Consider the following 15,245-nt stretch of genomic DNA (forward strand, 5'->3'; position numbering starts at 1 on the left):
TCGCGGTTGCGCCTTTCAGGAGTGGCAGCCTGCCGCCGCCCCTCAAGTGAGGGTTCAGGCCACCCGGTAACCGGGGCGGATGATTTTCATGCTCAGCACACACGTCAGGGCAAACGGCACGACGATGGCCACCAGCATCCCGATGACGAACATCGGGATGTGCTCGGGGATGATCGAGATAAAACCGGGCAACCCGCCGACACCGATCGCCGAGGCCTGCACCTGATTGAGCGACAGGAAAATACTGCCCAGTGCCGACCCGGTGAGCGCCGCATAAAACGGGAATTTGTAACGCAGGTTGATGCCGAACATCGCCGGTTCGGTGATGCCGAAATAGGCGGAAATTGCCGAGGTTGACGCCATGCTGCGCTCGCGCAGGTTGCGGCTCATGTAGAACACCCCGAGCGCGGCACTGCCTTGGGCCAGGTTGGACATCACAATCATCGGCCAGATAAAGGTGCCGCCCTGCGTGGAGATCAACTGCAAATCGACCGCGAGGAACATGTGGTGCATGCCGGTAATCACCATCGGCGCATACAGCACACCAAAGATCAGCCCGCCGATCACCGGCGCCAGGTCAAACAGCATCACCAGGCCCTGGGTAATCAGAATCCCCAGATGCCGGGTGACCGGGCCAATCACGGCCAGCGCCAGCACCCCGGTGATGACAATCGTGGTAATGGGCACCACCAGCAGTTGAATGGCATTGGGCACCCGCGCGCGCAGCCATTTCTCGATCACGCTCATCACGTAGGCAGCCAGCAGAATCGGCAGGATTTGCCCCTGATAGCCGACTTTTTCAATCTGGAACACGCCAAAGATGTCGAAGTACGGCAGGCTCTGGCCCTCCAGCCCCGCCACCGCCTTGCCGTAGTTCCAGGCATTGAGCAGGTCGGGGTGCACCAGCATCAGGCCCAGCACGATGCCGAGGATTTCACTGCCGCCAAAGCGCTTGGCCGCTGACCAGCCGACCAGCGCGGGCAGGAACACAAACGAGGTATTGGCCATCAGGTTGATCAGGCTCCACAGCCCGTCCAGCGAGGGATAAGCGTCGAGCAGGGTTTTGTCGGCAATGAACATGCCTTTGGCGCCGATCAGGTTGTTAATGCCCATCAACAGGCCCGCAATGATGAGCGCCGGCAGAATCGGCATGAACACATCCGAAAACACCCGCACCAGGCGCTGCAAGCCATTGCCCTTGTCGGCGCCCATCTGTTTGACGTCTGCGAGCGTCGAGGCCGCCAACCCGGTTTGCTCGCGCAAGGCGGCGTAGACCTTCTCGACATCGCCGGGGCCGATCACCACCTGAAACAGCCCGCCGTTGAAAAAGGAACCTTTGACCAGATCGATCTGATTGAGGGTCGCGCTGTCGACCCGGTTTGCATCTTTGAGGGCCAGGCGCAAACGCGTGACGCAATGCGCGGCCTGTTGGATGTTCTCGGCACCACCGAGGCTGGTGATCAGCTCGCTGGCGATGGAAGAGTAATCGTGGCTCATGCCGGATCTCCTGCCTGGAATTATTGTTATGGGGCGTCGTTGAGGCAGCACGCTGAAACGAAAAATACTCGTCTGTACCAGTTAAATCAACAACTGGTACAGACGAGTTAAAGTATTGTATGTTTCGCTCGCCAGCACAGGACCGGGACTGAAAGACAAATCTGAAGACTGCGTGTGATGGCTCCCAATCTTTTATGGGACTTGCGCTACCTGAACCCTGCACTTAAGGTTCGGGCCCAGAGCACCCATCGGCATCGAGCCATCGCCATGACCAAATACAACCAGATCTACAGCGATCTGCTTGCCAGCATCACCAGCGAGCGCCTGCAACACGGCGCCCGCCTGCCCTCGGAAGCTGAATTGATGGCCACCTACGAGGCCAGCCGCGGCACGGTGCGCAAAGCGATTGAGCAACTGCAGGAACGCGGTTTTGCGCACAAGGTGCATGGCAAAGGGACGTTTGTACTGTCCACCCGCCCGATTGAGTTTCAACTGGGCGGCATCGTCAGTTTTCAAGAAACCTGGCCGCGGCTGGGTGAAAACGTCAGCACCGACGTGGTCGAATTCAGCCAGATTGCCCTTGAAGGCGCGCTGCACGCGCACATTGATGCCGAGGCTGGCAGTTCGATCACCCGCATCAAACGGGTCAGGCGCATCGATGGCAAACGCGTAATTCTGGACATCAACCACTTCGTGACCGACCTGATCCCGGGGTTGGACGAAGGCATCGCCCAGCACTCGATTTATGCCTACATCGAACAGCACCTGAAGCTGCAAATCAGCTACGCCCAGCGCACTATCGAAGCCGTGCCGCGCAACCAGGACGATCAGCAACACCTGGACATGGACGGCCAAAGCCATGTGATCGTGGTCAGCAACCAAACGTTTTTGCAGGACGGACGGCAGTTTGAGTACACCGAGTCGCGGCACACGCTGGACAAGTTTTACTTTTCCGATGTGGCACGGCGCTAGGCTCACGGGTTACGCGCAGCCTTGCGCTCGTCAGTAACCGCCACCCCGCTTAGCCGCACGGTGACAAAGCGCAGAAACAAAAAAGGCGGTCAACACTGAGTGTTGACCGCCTTTTTCACATTGAACCGGTTAACCGGCCAGGCTTATTCCCACTCAATCGTTGCCGGCGGCTTGCTCGACACGTCGTAGGTAACGCGGGAGATGCCTTCGATTTCGTTGATGATGCGACCGCTTACGGTTTCCAGCAGTTCGTAAGGCAGGTGTGCCCAACGCGCAGTCATGAAGTCGATGGTTTCTACGGCACGCAGGGCAACAACCCAGGCGTAACGACGGCCGTCACCGACCACACCCACCGATTTCACCGGTTGGAACACCACGAACGCTTGGCTGACTTTGTGATACCAGTCGGCCTTGCGCAGTTCTTCGATGAAGATGTGGTCAGCACGACGCAGGATGTCGGCGTATTCCTTTTTCACTTCACCCAGAATGCGCACGCCCAGGCCCGGGCCCGGGAACGGGTGACGGTAGACCATGTCGTACGGCAGGCCCAGTTCCAGACCCAGACGACGAACTTCGTCCTTGAACAGCTCGCGCAGCGGTTCAACCAGCTTGAGGTTCATTTCTTCCGGCAGGCCGCCCACGTTGTGGTGCGACTTGATGACGTGCGCCTTGCCGCTTTTGGCGCCAGCCGATTCGATCACGTCCGGGTAGATGGTGCCTTGGGCCAGGTACTTGATGTTGTCCAGCTTGCAGGATTCGGCATCGAACACGTCGATGAAGGTACGGCCGATGATCTTGCGCTTTTTCTCAGGGTCGGATTCGCCCGCCAGGTTGTTGAGGAACTGGTCCTCAGCGTTGGCGCGAATCACTTTGACGCCCATGTTCTCGGCGAACATGGCCATCACTTGCTCGCCTTCGTGCAGGCGCAGCAGGCCGTTGTCGACGAACACGCAAGTCAGCTGGTCGCCAATGGCCTTGTGCAGCAGGGCCGCCACGACCGAGGAGTCCACGCCGCCCGACAGACCGAGCAACACGTTGTCGGTGCCGACCTGGGCGCGGATGTTGGCGATTGCGTCTTCAGCGATCTTGGACGGCGTCCACAGGGCTTCACAGCCGCAGATGTCGAGGATGAAGCGCGACAGGATACGGCCGCCCTGTTTGGTGTGGGTCACTTCCGGGTGGAACTGAACGCCGTAGTAGCCGCGTTCGTCGTTGAACATACCGGCAATCGGGCAGCTCGGGGTGCTGGCCAGAATGTGGAAGTCAGACGGCATTTTGGTGACTTTGTCACCGTGGCTCATCCAGACGTCCAGGCCGAACAGGCCGTCGGAGTCGATATGGTCTTCGATGCCGTCGAGCAGGCGGCTTTTGCCGACAACGTCTACGCGGGCATAACCGAACTCACGCAGCTCGGAACCTTCAACCTTGCCGCCCAGTTGCTCGGCCATGGTCTGCATGCCGTAGCAAATGCCAAAGACCGGTACGCCCAGATCGAAAACGGCCTGTGGCGCGCGCGGGCTGTTGGCTTCGTGAACCGACTCCGGGCCGCCTGCCAGGATGATGCCTTTAGGGGCGAATTCGCGGATCGCGGCGTCGTCCATGTCGAACGGGTGCAGTTCGCAGTAGACACCGATCTCGCGCACGCGGCGGGCGATCAGCTGGGTGTACTGGGAACCGAAGTCCAGGATCAGGATGCGGTGAGCGTGAATGTCGAGGGCCATGACAAAATCTCGATTAATTTCAGAAACGACACGGGGCTGAATCAAACAGCCCCGGTTACTTAATTCGCATCGCACCCGGCATTGGCCTGGGTGCGATTACTATCAACCTACGCGATAGTTTGGCGCTTCCTTGGTGATCTGCACGTCGTGGACGTGAGATTCAGCCATGCCGGCACCGGTGATACGCACGAACTCTGGCTGGGTACGCATTTGTTCGATGTCGGCGCTGCCGGTGTAACCCATCGAAGAACGCAGACCGCCCATCAGTTGGTGAATGATCGCTGTCAGCGAGCCTTTGTACGGCACGCGACCTTCGATGCCTTCGGGCACCAGCTTCTCGGCACCCGCGGAGGAGTCCTGGAAGTAACGGTCGGAGGAACCCTGGGACTGCGACATCGCCCCCAGCGAACCCATGCCGCGATAGGCCTTGTAGGAACGGCCCTGGAACAGCTCGATTTCGCCCGGTGCTTCTTCAGTACCGGCAAACATCGACCCCATCATCACGCAGGACGCACCGGCCACGATGGCCTTGGACAGGTCACCGGAGAAACGGATGCCGCCGTCAGCGATCAGGGGAACGCCAGTGCCTTCAAGGGCAGCGGCCACATTGGCAATCGCGCTGATTTGCGGAACGCCCACACCGGCCACGATACGGGTGGTGCAGATCGAGCCAGGGCCGATACCGACCTTGACGGCGTCCGCGCCCGCTTCAGCCAGCGCCAGTGCCGCTGCGCCGGTGGCAATGTTGCCGCCAATGACTTGCACGTCAGGGAAGTTCTGCTTGACCCAACGCACGCGGTCGATCACGCCTTTGGAGTGACCATGCGCGGTGTCGACTACGACAACGTCAACGCCGGCAGCAACCAGGGCTGCAACGCGATCAGCGGTGTCTTTGCCGGTGCCGACCGCAGCGCCCACGCGCAGACGACCCTGGTCGTCCTTGCTGGCCAACGGGTAGGCCTTGGCTTTTTCGATGTCGTTGACGGTCATCATGCCTTTGAGGGCAAATTTGTCGTCAACGATCAGAACGCGCTCGATGCGGTGTTTGTGCAACAGCTCGCGGGCTTCTTCTTTGTCGGCGCCTTCCTTGACGGTGACCAGACGCTCTTTGGGCGTCATCACATCGCGTACGGAGGCTTCCAGACGGTTTTCAAAGCGCACGTCACGGGAAGTCACGATGCCGACCAGGTCGCCATTTTGCAGGACCGGAACGCCGGAGATGTTGTGCTGGCGGGTCAGTTCGAGCAGTTCACGGACGGTGGCATCCGCTTCGATCGTGATGGGCTCTTTGACCACACCGGCTTCGAAACGCTTGACCTTGCGGACTTCGTGAGCTTGCTGCTCGATGGTCATGTTCTTGTGGATGATACCGATACCGCCTTCCTGAGCCATGGCGATTGCCAGACGGGCTTCAGTTACGGTGTCCATTGCGGCGGAAACCAGCGGAATATTCAGTTCAATGCCACGGGTCAAACGAGTCTTGAGGCTGACTTCGTTCGGGAGAACCTCGGAATAACCGGGGACGAGAAGGATGTCATCGAAAGTGAGTGCTTCTTGGCTGATACGCAGCATCGCTGGGGCTCCCGAGCGGGAAAATGGAAGCGCGCCATTGTACTTAAAACACCTGTGCGGCTCAACGGAAACCTTTAGAGAGTTTTGCGCTAAGGGTCAATGATTTGCTGACTCTCAAGGCAGAAAAAATGCCCCGGCGCTGGCGCACGCGTTAAAGCTCCACCCTCACCCACGCCACGGGTTGATCCAGCCAGTCGGCAAACTCGTCCAGGAAGCTCTGTTTGAAACCCGCCTCGGCCCAATTATTGAAGATGAACCCCAGATTGGAGAACGCACAGGGCTGCAGGAACAGGAAACCATTGATGTCATCTTCATGGCCGCACAACGGGCACGTGAAGTTGTCGGTGCGCCCCGGCATCCAGTCTTCAAGGCTTTCGAACAGGGCCTCACCGACTTCCTTGCGACACTCGGCGCATCCGGCCTCTTCAAGAAACCCTTTGGCCGGGGTGTAGATGCAGCGCTTGGTAATGATTTCCAGACCATTGACCGGTTCACCGAACGGCAGCGCCTCGGGGTGCAGCACGACCTCGGCAGCGCCTGGCGCGATGGCATGGGCCATGCCGTTGCCGGTGCGACCGCAGGTGGTCAGGGCTTCTTCAATGATATTTTTGCGCACCAACCAGCGCACGATGGCGCGGGCGCGCGGCTCATGAACCGGCAAGGTGGAGATTTTGGGGACGATGATGCTTTGCGAATTCATGAAAAACGACACGTATAAAAAGAGAACAAAGCCAAAGGTGTAAACGCTGGCGCAGACTGCAAGGGTTTCAGGGGGCGCAGCTTAAAGCCTGATCCCCCGAGGTCAAGCGCTCAAGTAGCGCACGATCAGGGCAATGCCGCTGGCCAGCACCAGCCATGTCACCAGTCGCACAAAGGCCTCGCGGGACAATTTGCGCGTCAATCGGCGTCCCGTCCATAACCCGAGTGCCATTGCCGGTAACAGACAGACGGCCAATAGCAGCAGCGCGCCATCGGCGTACACCCCGGCCATCACAAACAAGATCAAGCGCACCACCGTGCTGCAACTGATCAACGCACTTTGCGTGGCCCGCGCCGCCTCTTTGGGCAAGCGTGCATTGAGGTACAGCGCATACAAAAAGCCGCCACTGCCAAACAATGCACCAAACAACCCGCCCACCGTGCCGGTCGGAATCGCCCAACCGGCCGCCACCTGCCTTGGCCGCGCCTTCACGGCCAGGCTGTAGATCGCATAGGCGCTGATGAAAATCCCCATCATCAGCAGCAACACATCTGATTTGAGGTTCAGCAGAAACACCACACCGACCAGGCAACCCAGCGCCATGCAGGGCAGCAAGCGTAAGAGCTCGGCGCGTGCCACGTCGCGACGCGCGGGCAACCAGTTCCCGAATGCCGCCACAAAATCGAGCAGCACCAGCAACGGGATGATTTTCGATAACGGCAGGCACAGGATCAACAGCGGGCCCGCCACCAACGCGGTGCCGAACCCGGCCACGCCAAATACGATGTACGCCAGCGCGATGGCCAGCTCCAACAACAACCACTCGCTCCCGGTGTAAGGCAGATCCATGGGACAACTTCCTTGTTTTTAGTGCGCGGACTGTAACCAGATACGTGCAGTGATAACAATCCGCCCTTATGATGGCCGACATGATTAAAGACCCCTTTGCAAGACTCAATCTGGACCGCGAAGTCCTGACCGTCAGCCAGCTAAACGGCCGTGCCCGAGTGTTGCTCGAAGACGTGTTCAGCAACATCTGGGTCGAAGGCGAAATCTCCAACCTCGCTCGCCCGGCGTCCGGCCACGTGTATTTCACCCTCAAGGACAGCGGCGCCCAGGTGCGGTGCGCGCTGTTTCGCAACAACGCTGCCCGCGTACGCCAAGCCTTGAAAGATGGCCTGGCGGTCAAGGTGCGCGGCAAGGTGTCGTTATTCGAAGGCCGGGGCGATTACCAACTGATCCTCGATACCGTTGAGCCTGCGGGTGACGGCGCGCTACGGCTGGCCTTTGATGCGCTGAAAGAAAAGCTCAGCGCCGAAGGCCTGTTCAGCGCTGAACGCAAGGTCGCGCTGCCCGCCCACCCGCAGCGCATCGCAATTATCAGTTCGCCCACCGGCGCCGTGATACGCGACATCATCAGCGTATTTCGCCGACGCGCACCTCAGGTCGAGTTGACCCTGATTCCTACCGCCGTTCAGGGGCGCGAAGCCACTGCGCAAATCGTGCGTGCGTTGAAAATTGCCGATGCACGTGGCTTTGATGCGCTGATTCTGGCCCGTGGCGGGGGTTCGCTGGAGGACTTGTGGTGCTTCAACGAAGAGGCCGTCGCCCGCGCCATCGATGCCTGCGTCACCCCGATCGTGAGCGCTGTCGGTCACGAGACCGATGTCTCGATCAGTGACTTCGTGGCCGATGTGCGAGCGCCTACGCCGTCTGCCGCCGCCGAGTTGCTGGCCCCGGATTCCAGCGACTTGCAACACCGCATTGAAAGCCTGCACAGACGCCTGGTGATGCGTATACGTGACCGTTTGATGCGTGAGCGCCTGCGCCTTGACGGGCTCGCGCGTCGCTTGCGTCACCCCGGCGAGCGTCTGCGCCAGCAAGCGCAGCGCCTGGATGACCTGGACATGCGCATGCGCCGCGCCTTTGAACGCAGCCTCAATACCCGTCGAGAGCGCCTGATTCGCCTGGAAACGCGCTTGGCCGGTCAACACCCCGGGCGTCAACTGGCTCTGCTGCGCCAGCGCCTCGACAGTCTGGCCGAGCGCTTGCCGCGCGCGATGCGCGAAGGCCTCAAGGCCCGTCGACTGCAGTTGCAAAGCCAGATGCAAACGCTGCACGTGGTCAGCCCGCTGGCCACCCTGGGACGCGGGTACAGCATCCTGCTCGACGAACGCGGCAACGCCATTCGCAGCGCCGGACAAACCCACAACGGCCAACGCCTGAAAGCCAAGCTGGGTGAAGGCGAACTCCATGTGCGCGTCGAGGACAACCACCTCACGCCTGTCACCCTTTCATTACTGGATTGATCGATGCTGCGTTTCGCCTCTGCTCTTTTGTTGCTATGCCTGACCGTCAACGCGAACGCGGCTGACAGTTACATCACCCGCCTGCTCAACAAACCGGTGCCGGGCGGTGTGGCCGTGATTGAACTGGGCAGCGGCGCGCAAGCGCCCAAGGCCACCTACCAGGGCAAACCGGTGCTGGTGGTCAAGGAACAGGACACCTGGCGTGCCATCGTCGGTATTCCGTTAACGGTCAAACCCGGCACTCAATCCATCAGCGCAGGCGGCCGTGACCTGAATTTCACGGTTGGTCACAAAAAATACCCCGAACAGCGCATCACCCTGAAAAACCAGCGTCAGGTCAATCCGAACCCCGCTGACCTCAAACGCATCGACAACGAGCTGGCCATTCAGATCAAGGCCTACCGCACGTTCAGCCCCACGACGCCGAGCAACCTGTTGCTCGACAAACCGGTCAATGGACCGCTGTCGAGCAAGTTTGGGGTGCGGCGCTTCTTCAATGGCGAAGAGCGTAACCCGCATGCCGGTCTGGATTTTGCCGTGCCCGCAGGTACGCCAATCAAAACGCCCGCAGCAGGCAAGGTGATTTTGATCGGCAATTATTTCTTCAACGGCAATACGGTGTTTGTTGACCACGGCCAAGGGTTCATCAGCATGTTTTGTCACATGTCGAAGATTGACACCCAGGTCGGGCAGCAACTGGCACGGGGCGATGTGGTGGGCAGGGTCGGATCAACCGGCCGCGCTACCGGACCGCACATGCATTGGAATGTCAGCCTGAATGATGCGCGCGTCGACCCGGCGATTTTCATTGGCGCTTTCCAGCCGTAACATTTGCACCGAGCGCGCAGAGCACAAAACGCTGGCAGTACTCCTTGAAGCGCAATCTAAAGCAACAATAAAAGACAATTGCGCTATTTACCTTCGAAAACCATTCATTTACGAGCATTCCTCTCAAAGTTTTTTGGCCGCTTGCCATCCTTACTGCCAATGGTTAGGGTTGAGGCCATGAAAACCTCTCACACCCTCATTCTGCAACGTCAACATCGCAGCCTTTGCCTCGTCAGCGCACGACTGCAAAGCTGATTGCGGTGCCTCGCCCCTCTGCTTTGTATCTCCGGTTAGCCGCCTTTTTTCGGCTCGTACAATAAGGATTGCCTGATGACCATGCTCAAAAACCCGTCTTCCAAGTACCGCCCGTTCCCCGTCATTGATTTGCCTGACCGGACCTGGCCGTCGAAAACCATCACTCAAGCACCTATCTGGTGCAGCTCCGATCTGCGCGACGGCAACCAGTCGCTGATCGAACCGATGGATGCGGCGAAGAAGCTGCGCTTCTGGAAGACGCTGGTGAGCGTGGGTGTGAAGGAGATTGAGGCGTCGTTCCCGGCCGCTTCGCAAACCGATTTCGACTTTGTGCGCACCCTGATTGAAGACGGCCATATCCCGGATGACACGACCATTCAGGTCTTGACCCAGGGCCGCGAAGATTTGATCGCCCGCACGTTCGAGTCGCTTCGCGGTGCCAAAAAAGCCATCGTTCACTTGTACAACGCGACCTGCCCGGCCTTCCGCCGCATCGTGTTCAACCAGGACAAGGACGGCATCAAGGAAATCGCCGTCAGTGCGGCCAAGCTGTTCGTCAAATACGCGTCGCAACAGCCCGAAACCCAGTGGACATTCGAGTACTCGCCCGAGACGTTCAGCGCCACTGAGCTGGAATTTGCCAAAGAAGTGTGTGATGCCGTGATTGAGGTCTGGAACCCGACCCCTGAGCACAAGATGATCCTCAACCTGCCTGCCACGGTTGAGTGCGCCACGCCGAACATTTACGCCGACCAGATCGAGTGGTTCGGTCGCCATATCAACCGTCGTGACAGCGTGATCATCAGCCTGCACACCCACAACGACCGTGGCACCGGTGTGGCGGCCACCGAACTCGGCCTGATGGCGGGCGCCGACCGTGTCGAAGGCTGCCTGTTCGGCAACGGCGAGCGCACCGGTAACGTCGATCTGGTAACCGTGGCATTGAACATGTACACCCAGGGCCTGGACCCGCAACTGGACTTCTCGGACATCGACGGCGTGCGCAAAGTCGTCGAAGAGTGCAACCAGATTCCGGTTCACCCGCGCCACCCGTATGTGGGCGACCTGGTGCATACCGCCTTCTCCGGCTCGCACCAGGATGCCATCCGCAAAGGCTTCGCTCAGCAGAAGCCAGACGCGTTGTGGGAAGTACCGTACTTGCCAATCGACCCGGCAGACATCGGTCGCAGCTACGAAGCCGTGATTCGCGTGAACAGCCAGTCCGGCAAAGGCGGCATTGCCTACTTGCTCGAGCAGGAATACGGCATCAGCTTGCCGCGCCGCATGCAGATCGAGTTCAGTCAGGTGGTGCAACGTGAAACCGACCGTCTGGGCCTTGAGATGACGGCCCAGCAGATCCACAGCCTGTTGCACAGCGAATACCTGCAAGCCAACACGCCTTACGCGCTGGTGAGCCATCGCTTGCAAGAAGAGAACGGCCACAGTGCTGTCGACGTCGAGGTGTCTGCCAAGGGCGCGGGCGAAACCAACCTGCGCTGGAGCGGTAAAGGCAATGGCGCTTTGGAGGCACTGGTAGCAGGCTTGCCGGTCAAGGCCGAGATCATGGATTACAACGAGCATGCCATCGGTGCGGGCACCCACGCCAAAGCGGCGGCCTACATTGAATTGCGGGTCAACGGCGAGCGCGCCGTGCATGGCGTCGGCATCGATGAAAACATCACCACCGCCAGCTTCAAAGCCCTGTTCAGCGCACTGAACCGTGCCCTGAGCGAAGCCGAAGCAAAAGCCGCTTAACGCAGGCCAGCGACACAAAAGCCCCCATGGTGAAGGCCATGGGGGCTTTTTTTGCGCGCTACACCCTGAACGCCCTCACCGCCCGGCTGGACGGTGCGCCATCAGACTTTCAGCTCGAACGCATCGGCATCCAGATCCGCCGGAAAACGCTCACGGTAGGCGGCCAGTTCACCGGCGTTCAAGCTGACCTGGAACACGCCATCCGCCTCACCTGCGCTGAGCAGTGACTCGCCCTGAAAATCGAGAATATGGCTGTCACCCGTGTACACCAGTCCCTTGCCATCGGCTCCGACCCGGTTTACGGCGGCGACATAACACAGGTTTTCAATGGCCCGGGCAGGCAGCAGGCGATTCCAGTGCAGACGCCGCGCCCCCGGCCAGTTGGCGGTGTAAAGCAACAAATCGGTGTCATGGGGATCGCAACTCCAGACCGGGAAGCGCAGGTCGTAACAGATCAATGGCCTGATGCGCCAGCCCTTCACTTCGAACTGAACCTGACGTTCACCGGGGGTGAAGTGTTCGTGCTCGCCTGCCATACGGAACAAGTGACGTTTGTCGTAGTGCAGCACGACACCGTCCGGGCGGGCCCACAGCAGCCGATTACGATGGCTGCCATCCGCCGCTTCAATGATGATGCTGCCTGTCACAACGGCATCGAGTTTTTTGGCTTGCTCGCGCAACCACGTGGTGGTCGGGCCATTTTCTGCTTCAGCCAGGGCTTTGGAGTCCATGCTGAAACCGGTGGTGAACATTTCAGGCAGTACCACCAGGTCCGCGCCCGCGGCCTGCTGCAGCAGGTCGTCGAAATGATCGAAATTGGCCTGACGGTCATGCCAGGCCAGGGTGGTCTGAACCAGCGCTACAGTTAAATCGGGTAAACCACTTAGATCACGCATAGTTTTTCTGCTGCTTCACGCAGCGTCTCCTCGCGTTTTGCAAAACATAGGCGAACCAGCCGCTGCCCTTCGGGCGGGGTCTGGTAGAACACCGAAACCGGAATCGTCGCCACGCCATGTTCGCGGGTCAGCCACACGGCCATGTCGACATCATTAAGGTCCGGACGAATAAGGGAGTAATCAACCAACTGAAAGTAAGTCCCCGCCACCGGCTTGAAGGTAAAGCGCGATGGGCTTAACAAATCACAAAACAGGTCGCGCTTGGCCTGATAAAAAGCAGGCAGTTCTTCGACGTGCTGCGGGCAAGCGGCCATAAAATCGGCCAGCGCATATTGCAGCGGCGTCACCCCACAAAAACTGACGTATTGGTGCACTTTACGCAGCTCTGACGTCAGGGCGGGCGGCGCGACCACATACCCGGTTTTCCAGCCGGTGACGTGGTAGGTCTTGCCGAAAGAACTGACAACGAATGCGCGATGGTACAACTCGGGATGTGACAAAACACTGACGTGGGGCACCCCGTCGAATACCAAATGTTCGTACACCTCATCGCTGATGAGGTAGATGTCACGGTGTTCGATCAGTTTTGCCAACTGGTCCAGCTCCCCGCGGCTGATCAGCGCCCCGCTCGGGTTGTGGGGGCTGTTGAGGATAATCATGCGCGTACGGGGGCCAATGGCCTCACTGAGTTTTTGCCAGTCGATGGAGAAATCATCCAGTGCCAGCGGCACGTGAACGCAACGGCCACCGGCCAGCTCTACGGAAGGCTCGTAACTGTCGTAACAGGGGTCAAACACGATGACTTCATCACCAGGGTGAATAACAGCCTGAATGGCACAGAAAATGGCCTGAGTCGCACCCGGCGTGATGGTCACTTCAGCGTCCGCATCGACCGTTACGCCATAGCTGCGACTTATTTTGGCGGCCACTTGCTGACGCAGCGCGGGCAAGCCGGTCATCGGGGCGTATTGGTTGTGACCACTGGCAATGTGTTGACCGACAGCATCACGCAAGGCTTGCGGGCCATCAAAGTCAGGGAACCCCTGAGACAAGTTGAGGGCGCCGGTTTCAGTCGCGAGCTGCGACATGCGCGTGAAGATGGTGGTGCCGACGTTCGGCAACTTGCTGGTGATCATGGCCGTTCCCTGTTGAGTTCCCGGCACTGACTGCGGCACAGGACCCACGGAGGATAGCCCAAACACCAGACACGAAAAAGGGCCCGTCAGGACCCTTTCTCATTACGCGTGGAGGTTGCGCGATCAGCGCTTGTCTTTGCGTTTTTTCTCGGCTTTCTTGTGGTGCGACATCATGCGGCGCTTCTTGTTGACCTGACGGTCGGTCAACGAGTTTTTGTTCGCCTCGTACGGGTTCTCACCCCCTTTGAACTCGATGCGGATCGGCGTACCGACCAGCTTCAAGACACGACGGTAGGTGTTTTCGAGGTAACGGACATAAGACTTCGGCACCTTCTCAACCTGGTTACCGTGAATCACGATAATCGGCGGGTTGGCACCACCCAAGTGGGCATAACGCAGCTTGATGCGACGGTTGTTGACCATCGGCGGAGCGTGCTCGCCCACGGCATCTTCAAGGATCTGGGTCAGGCGGTTCGTTGGCCAGCGGGTCACCGCCGACTTGAAGGAGTTCTGTACCGACTGGTACAGGTTACCCACGCCCGTGCCGTGCAGCGCCGAGATGAAGTGGATGTCGGCAAAGTCGACGAAGAACAAGCGGCGTTGCAGCTCGGTCTTGACGTAGTCGCGCTCGCTCGGGGTCATGCCGTCCCACTTGTTGATCGCGATGACCAGAGCCCGACCGGCCTCCAGCGCAAAGCCCAACAGGTTCAGGTCGTGATCCACCACGCCTTCGCGCGCGTCCATGACAAAGATCACCACGTTGGCGTCTTTGATCGCTTGCAGGGTTTTGACCACGGAGAATTTTTCGACTTCTTCGTGGATCTTGCCGCGCTTGCGCACACCGGCCGTGTCGATCAGCGTGTACTTCTCGTCGTTACGCTCAAACGGGATGTAAATACTGTCACGGGTCGTGCCCGGCTGGTCGTACACGATAACCCGGTCTTCACCGAGCATGCGGTTGACCAGTGTCGATTTGCCGACGTTCGGACGACCGATGATCGCGATCTTGATGCCGTCTTTCTCGCCCGGCCCAGGAATGCGCTTGGCTTCCTCGCCTTCAAGAACGATTTCCGGTTCGCCTTCTTCGGCATCGTCTTCGTCACGCGGGAACGAGGACAACGCCACTTCGAGCAACTGCGAGATACCGCGGCCGTGGGCACCGGCGATCGGAATCGCGTCGCCCATGCCCAACGGTGCGAATTCTGCGCGAGCCATGTCCGGGTCGATGTTGTCGACCTTGTTGGCAACCACATAGGAACGCTTGTTTCGTTTGCGCAGGTGTTCGCCGATCATCTGGTCAGCGGCAGTGAAACCCGCCTTGGCATCTACCAGGAACAGCACCACATCAGCTTCTTCGATGGCCAGCAGTGACTGCTCGGCCATCTTTTCGTCCATACCGTGCTCGTCACCGGAGATACCGCCGGTGTCGACCAGAATGTAGGAACGCCCTTGCCACTTGGCCTCACCGTATTGGCGATCACGGGTCAGACCGGACAAGTCGCCGACGATGGCGTCACGTGTCCTGGTCAGGCGGTTGAACAAGGTGGACTTGCCGACGTTTGGTCGGCCCACCAGGGCGATTACGGGAACCATGCGGCTCTCCA

The 15,245-nt window shown here is 59.3% G+C and carries 12 protein-coding genes; 4 read left to right on the forward strand and 8 right to left on the reverse strand.

The features are described 5' to 3' along the window. Positions 1-54: 54 nt before the first annotated feature. Positions 55-1,497 (reverse strand): PTS system trehalose-specific EIIBC component, encoded by a 1,443-nt coding sequence (gene treP / locus BKD70_RS06535; RefSeq protein WP_047273884.1) that lies wholly within the window; start codon positions 1,495-1,497, stop codon positions 55-57. Positions 1,498-1,764: 267 nt separating this feature from the next. On the opposite strand from treP, the gene treR reads away from it, so the two are divergent. After that, positions 1,765-2,469, forward strand: coding sequence for a trehalose operon repressor (gene treR, locus BKD70_RS06540; RefSeq protein WP_047273882.1), 705 nt, complete (start codon positions 1,765-1,767; stop codon positions 2,467-2,469). 143 nt (positions 2,470-2,612) lie between these two features. Here the strand turns inward: treR and guaA are convergent, their stop codons facing one another. The 4 genes from guaA to BKD70_RS06560 all read right to left on the reverse strand — a co-directional run bounded on the left by guaA (position 2,613) and on the right by BKD70_RS06560 (position 7,311). After that, on the reverse strand, positions 2,613-4,190 hold the full coding sequence (guaA, locus tag BKD70_RS06545) for a glutamine-hydrolyzing GMP synthase (RefSeq protein WP_047273880.1): 1,578 nt from the start codon (positions 4,188-4,190) through the stop codon (positions 2,613-2,615). A 102-nt stretch (positions 4,191-4,292) separates the two neighbouring features. After that, positions 4,293-5,762, reverse strand: coding sequence for an IMP dehydrogenase (gene guaB, locus BKD70_RS06550; RefSeq protein ID WP_047273879.1), 1,470 nt, complete (start codon positions 5,760-5,762; stop codon positions 4,293-4,295). A gap of 151 nt (positions 5,763-5,913) precedes the next feature. Further along, on the reverse strand, positions 5,914-6,462 hold the full coding sequence (locus BKD70_RS06555; protein ID WP_047273877.1) for a hypothetical protein: 549 nt from the start codon (positions 6,460-6,462) through the stop codon (positions 5,914-5,916). 102 nt (positions 6,463-6,564) lie between these two features. After that, positions 6,565-7,311, reverse strand: coding sequence for a sulfite exporter TauE/SafE family protein (locus BKD70_RS06560; RefSeq protein WP_047273876.1), 747 nt, complete (start codon positions 7,309-7,311; stop codon positions 6,565-6,567). Positions 7,312-7,391: 80 nt separating this feature from the next. On the opposite strand from BKD70_RS06560, the gene xseA reads away from it, so the two are divergent. The 3 genes from xseA to leuA all read left to right on the forward strand — a co-directional run bounded on the left by xseA (position 7,392) and on the right by leuA (position 11,609). After that, positions 7,392-8,771 (forward strand): exodeoxyribonuclease VII large subunit, encoded by a 1,380-nt coding sequence (gene xseA, locus BKD70_RS06565; protein ID WP_047273875.1) that lies wholly within the window; start codon positions 7,392-7,394, stop codon positions 8,769-8,771. 3 nt (positions 8,772-8,774) lie between these two features. Beyond that, positions 8,775-9,599, forward strand: coding sequence for a M23 family metallopeptidase (locus BKD70_RS06570; RefSeq protein ID WP_047273874.1), 825 nt, complete (start codon positions 8,775-8,777; stop codon positions 9,597-9,599). Between the two features lie 330 nt (positions 9,600-9,929). Further along, complete coding sequence (gene leuA, locus BKD70_RS06575; protein WP_047273871.1) at positions 9,930-11,609, forward strand: 2-isopropylmalate synthase; 1,680 nt, start codon at positions 9,930-9,932, stop codon at positions 11,607-11,609. A gap of 101 nt (positions 11,610-11,710) precedes the next feature. Here leuA and BKD70_RS06580 read toward each other — a convergent pair whose 3' ends face one another. The 3 genes from BKD70_RS06580 to der form a co-directional block, all read right to left on the reverse strand. Continuing rightward, on the reverse strand, positions 11,711-12,505 hold the full coding sequence (locus BKD70_RS06580; protein WP_047274293.1) for an amidohydrolase: 795 nt from the start codon (positions 12,503-12,505) through the stop codon (positions 11,711-11,713). Continuing rightward, the gene (locus BKD70_RS06585) at positions 12,493-13,641 is read right to left on the reverse strand and encodes a pyridoxal phosphate-dependent aminotransferase (RefSeq protein WP_047273870.1); all 1,149 of its coding nucleotides are present in this window, start codon (positions 13,639-13,641) and stop codon (positions 12,493-12,495) included. Before BKD70_RS06585 ends, BKD70_RS06580 begins: the two co-directional genes overlap by 13 nt. A gap of 123 nt (positions 13,642-13,764) precedes the next feature. Continuing rightward, the gene (gene der / locus BKD70_RS06590; protein WP_047273868.1) at positions 13,765-15,234 is read right to left on the reverse strand and encodes a ribosome biogenesis GTPase Der; all 1,470 of its coding nucleotides are present in this window, start codon (positions 15,232-15,234) and stop codon (positions 13,765-13,767) included. Between the last annotated feature and the right edge of the window lie 11 nt (positions 15,235-15,245).

It is taken from the genome of Pseudomonas sp. BS-2016 (assembly GCF_001806145.1).
In the GTDB taxonomy this organism is placed as follows: domain Bacteria; phylum Pseudomonadota; class Gammaproteobacteria; order Pseudomonadales; family Pseudomonadaceae; genus Aquipseudomonas; species Aquipseudomonas lundensis.

Coding starts and splice junctions, on each gene's coding strand:
- guaB (WP_047273879.1), bottom strand. CDS start 5,762: ATGCTGCGTATCAGCCAAGAAGCACTCACTTTCGATGACATCCTTCTC.
- leuA (WP_047273871.1), top strand. CDS start 9,930: ATGACCATGCTCAAAAACCCGTCTTCCAAGTACCGCCCGTTCCCCGTC.
- xseA (WP_047273875.1), top strand. CDS start 7,392: ATGATTAAAGACCCCTTTGCAAGACTCAATCTGGACCGCGAAGTCCTG.
- BKD70_RS06585 (WP_047273870.1), bottom strand. CDS start 13,641: ATGATCACCAGCAAGTTGCCGAACGTCGGCACCACCATCTTCACGCGC.
- BKD70_RS06580 (WP_047274293.1), bottom strand. CDS start 12,505: ATGCGTGATCTAAGTGGTTTACCCGATTTAACTGTAGCGCTGGTTCAG.
- treP (WP_047273884.1), bottom strand. CDS start 1,497: ATGAGCCACGATTACTCTTCCATCGCCAGCGAGCTGATCACCAGCCTC.
- treR (WP_047273882.1), top strand. CDS start 1,765: ATGACCAAATACAACCAGATCTACAGCGATCTGCTTGCCAGCATCACC.
- der (WP_047273868.1), bottom strand. CDS start 15,234: ATGGTTCCCGTAATCGCCCTGGTGGGCCGACCAAACGTCGGCAAGTCC.
- BKD70_RS06570 (WP_047273874.1), top strand. CDS start 8,775: ATGCTGCGTTTCGCCTCTGCTCTTTTGTTGCTATGCCTGACCGTCAAC.
- BKD70_RS06555 (WP_047273877.1), bottom strand. CDS start 6,462: ATGAATTCGCAAAGCATCATCGTCCCCAAAATCTCCACCTTGCCGGTT.
- BKD70_RS06560 (WP_047273876.1), bottom strand. CDS start 7,311: ATGGATCTGCCTTACACCGGGAGCGAGTGGTTGTTGTTGGAGCTGGCC.
- guaA (WP_047273880.1), bottom strand. CDS start 4,190: ATGGCCCTCGACATTCACGCTCACCGCATCCTGATCCTGGACTTCGGT.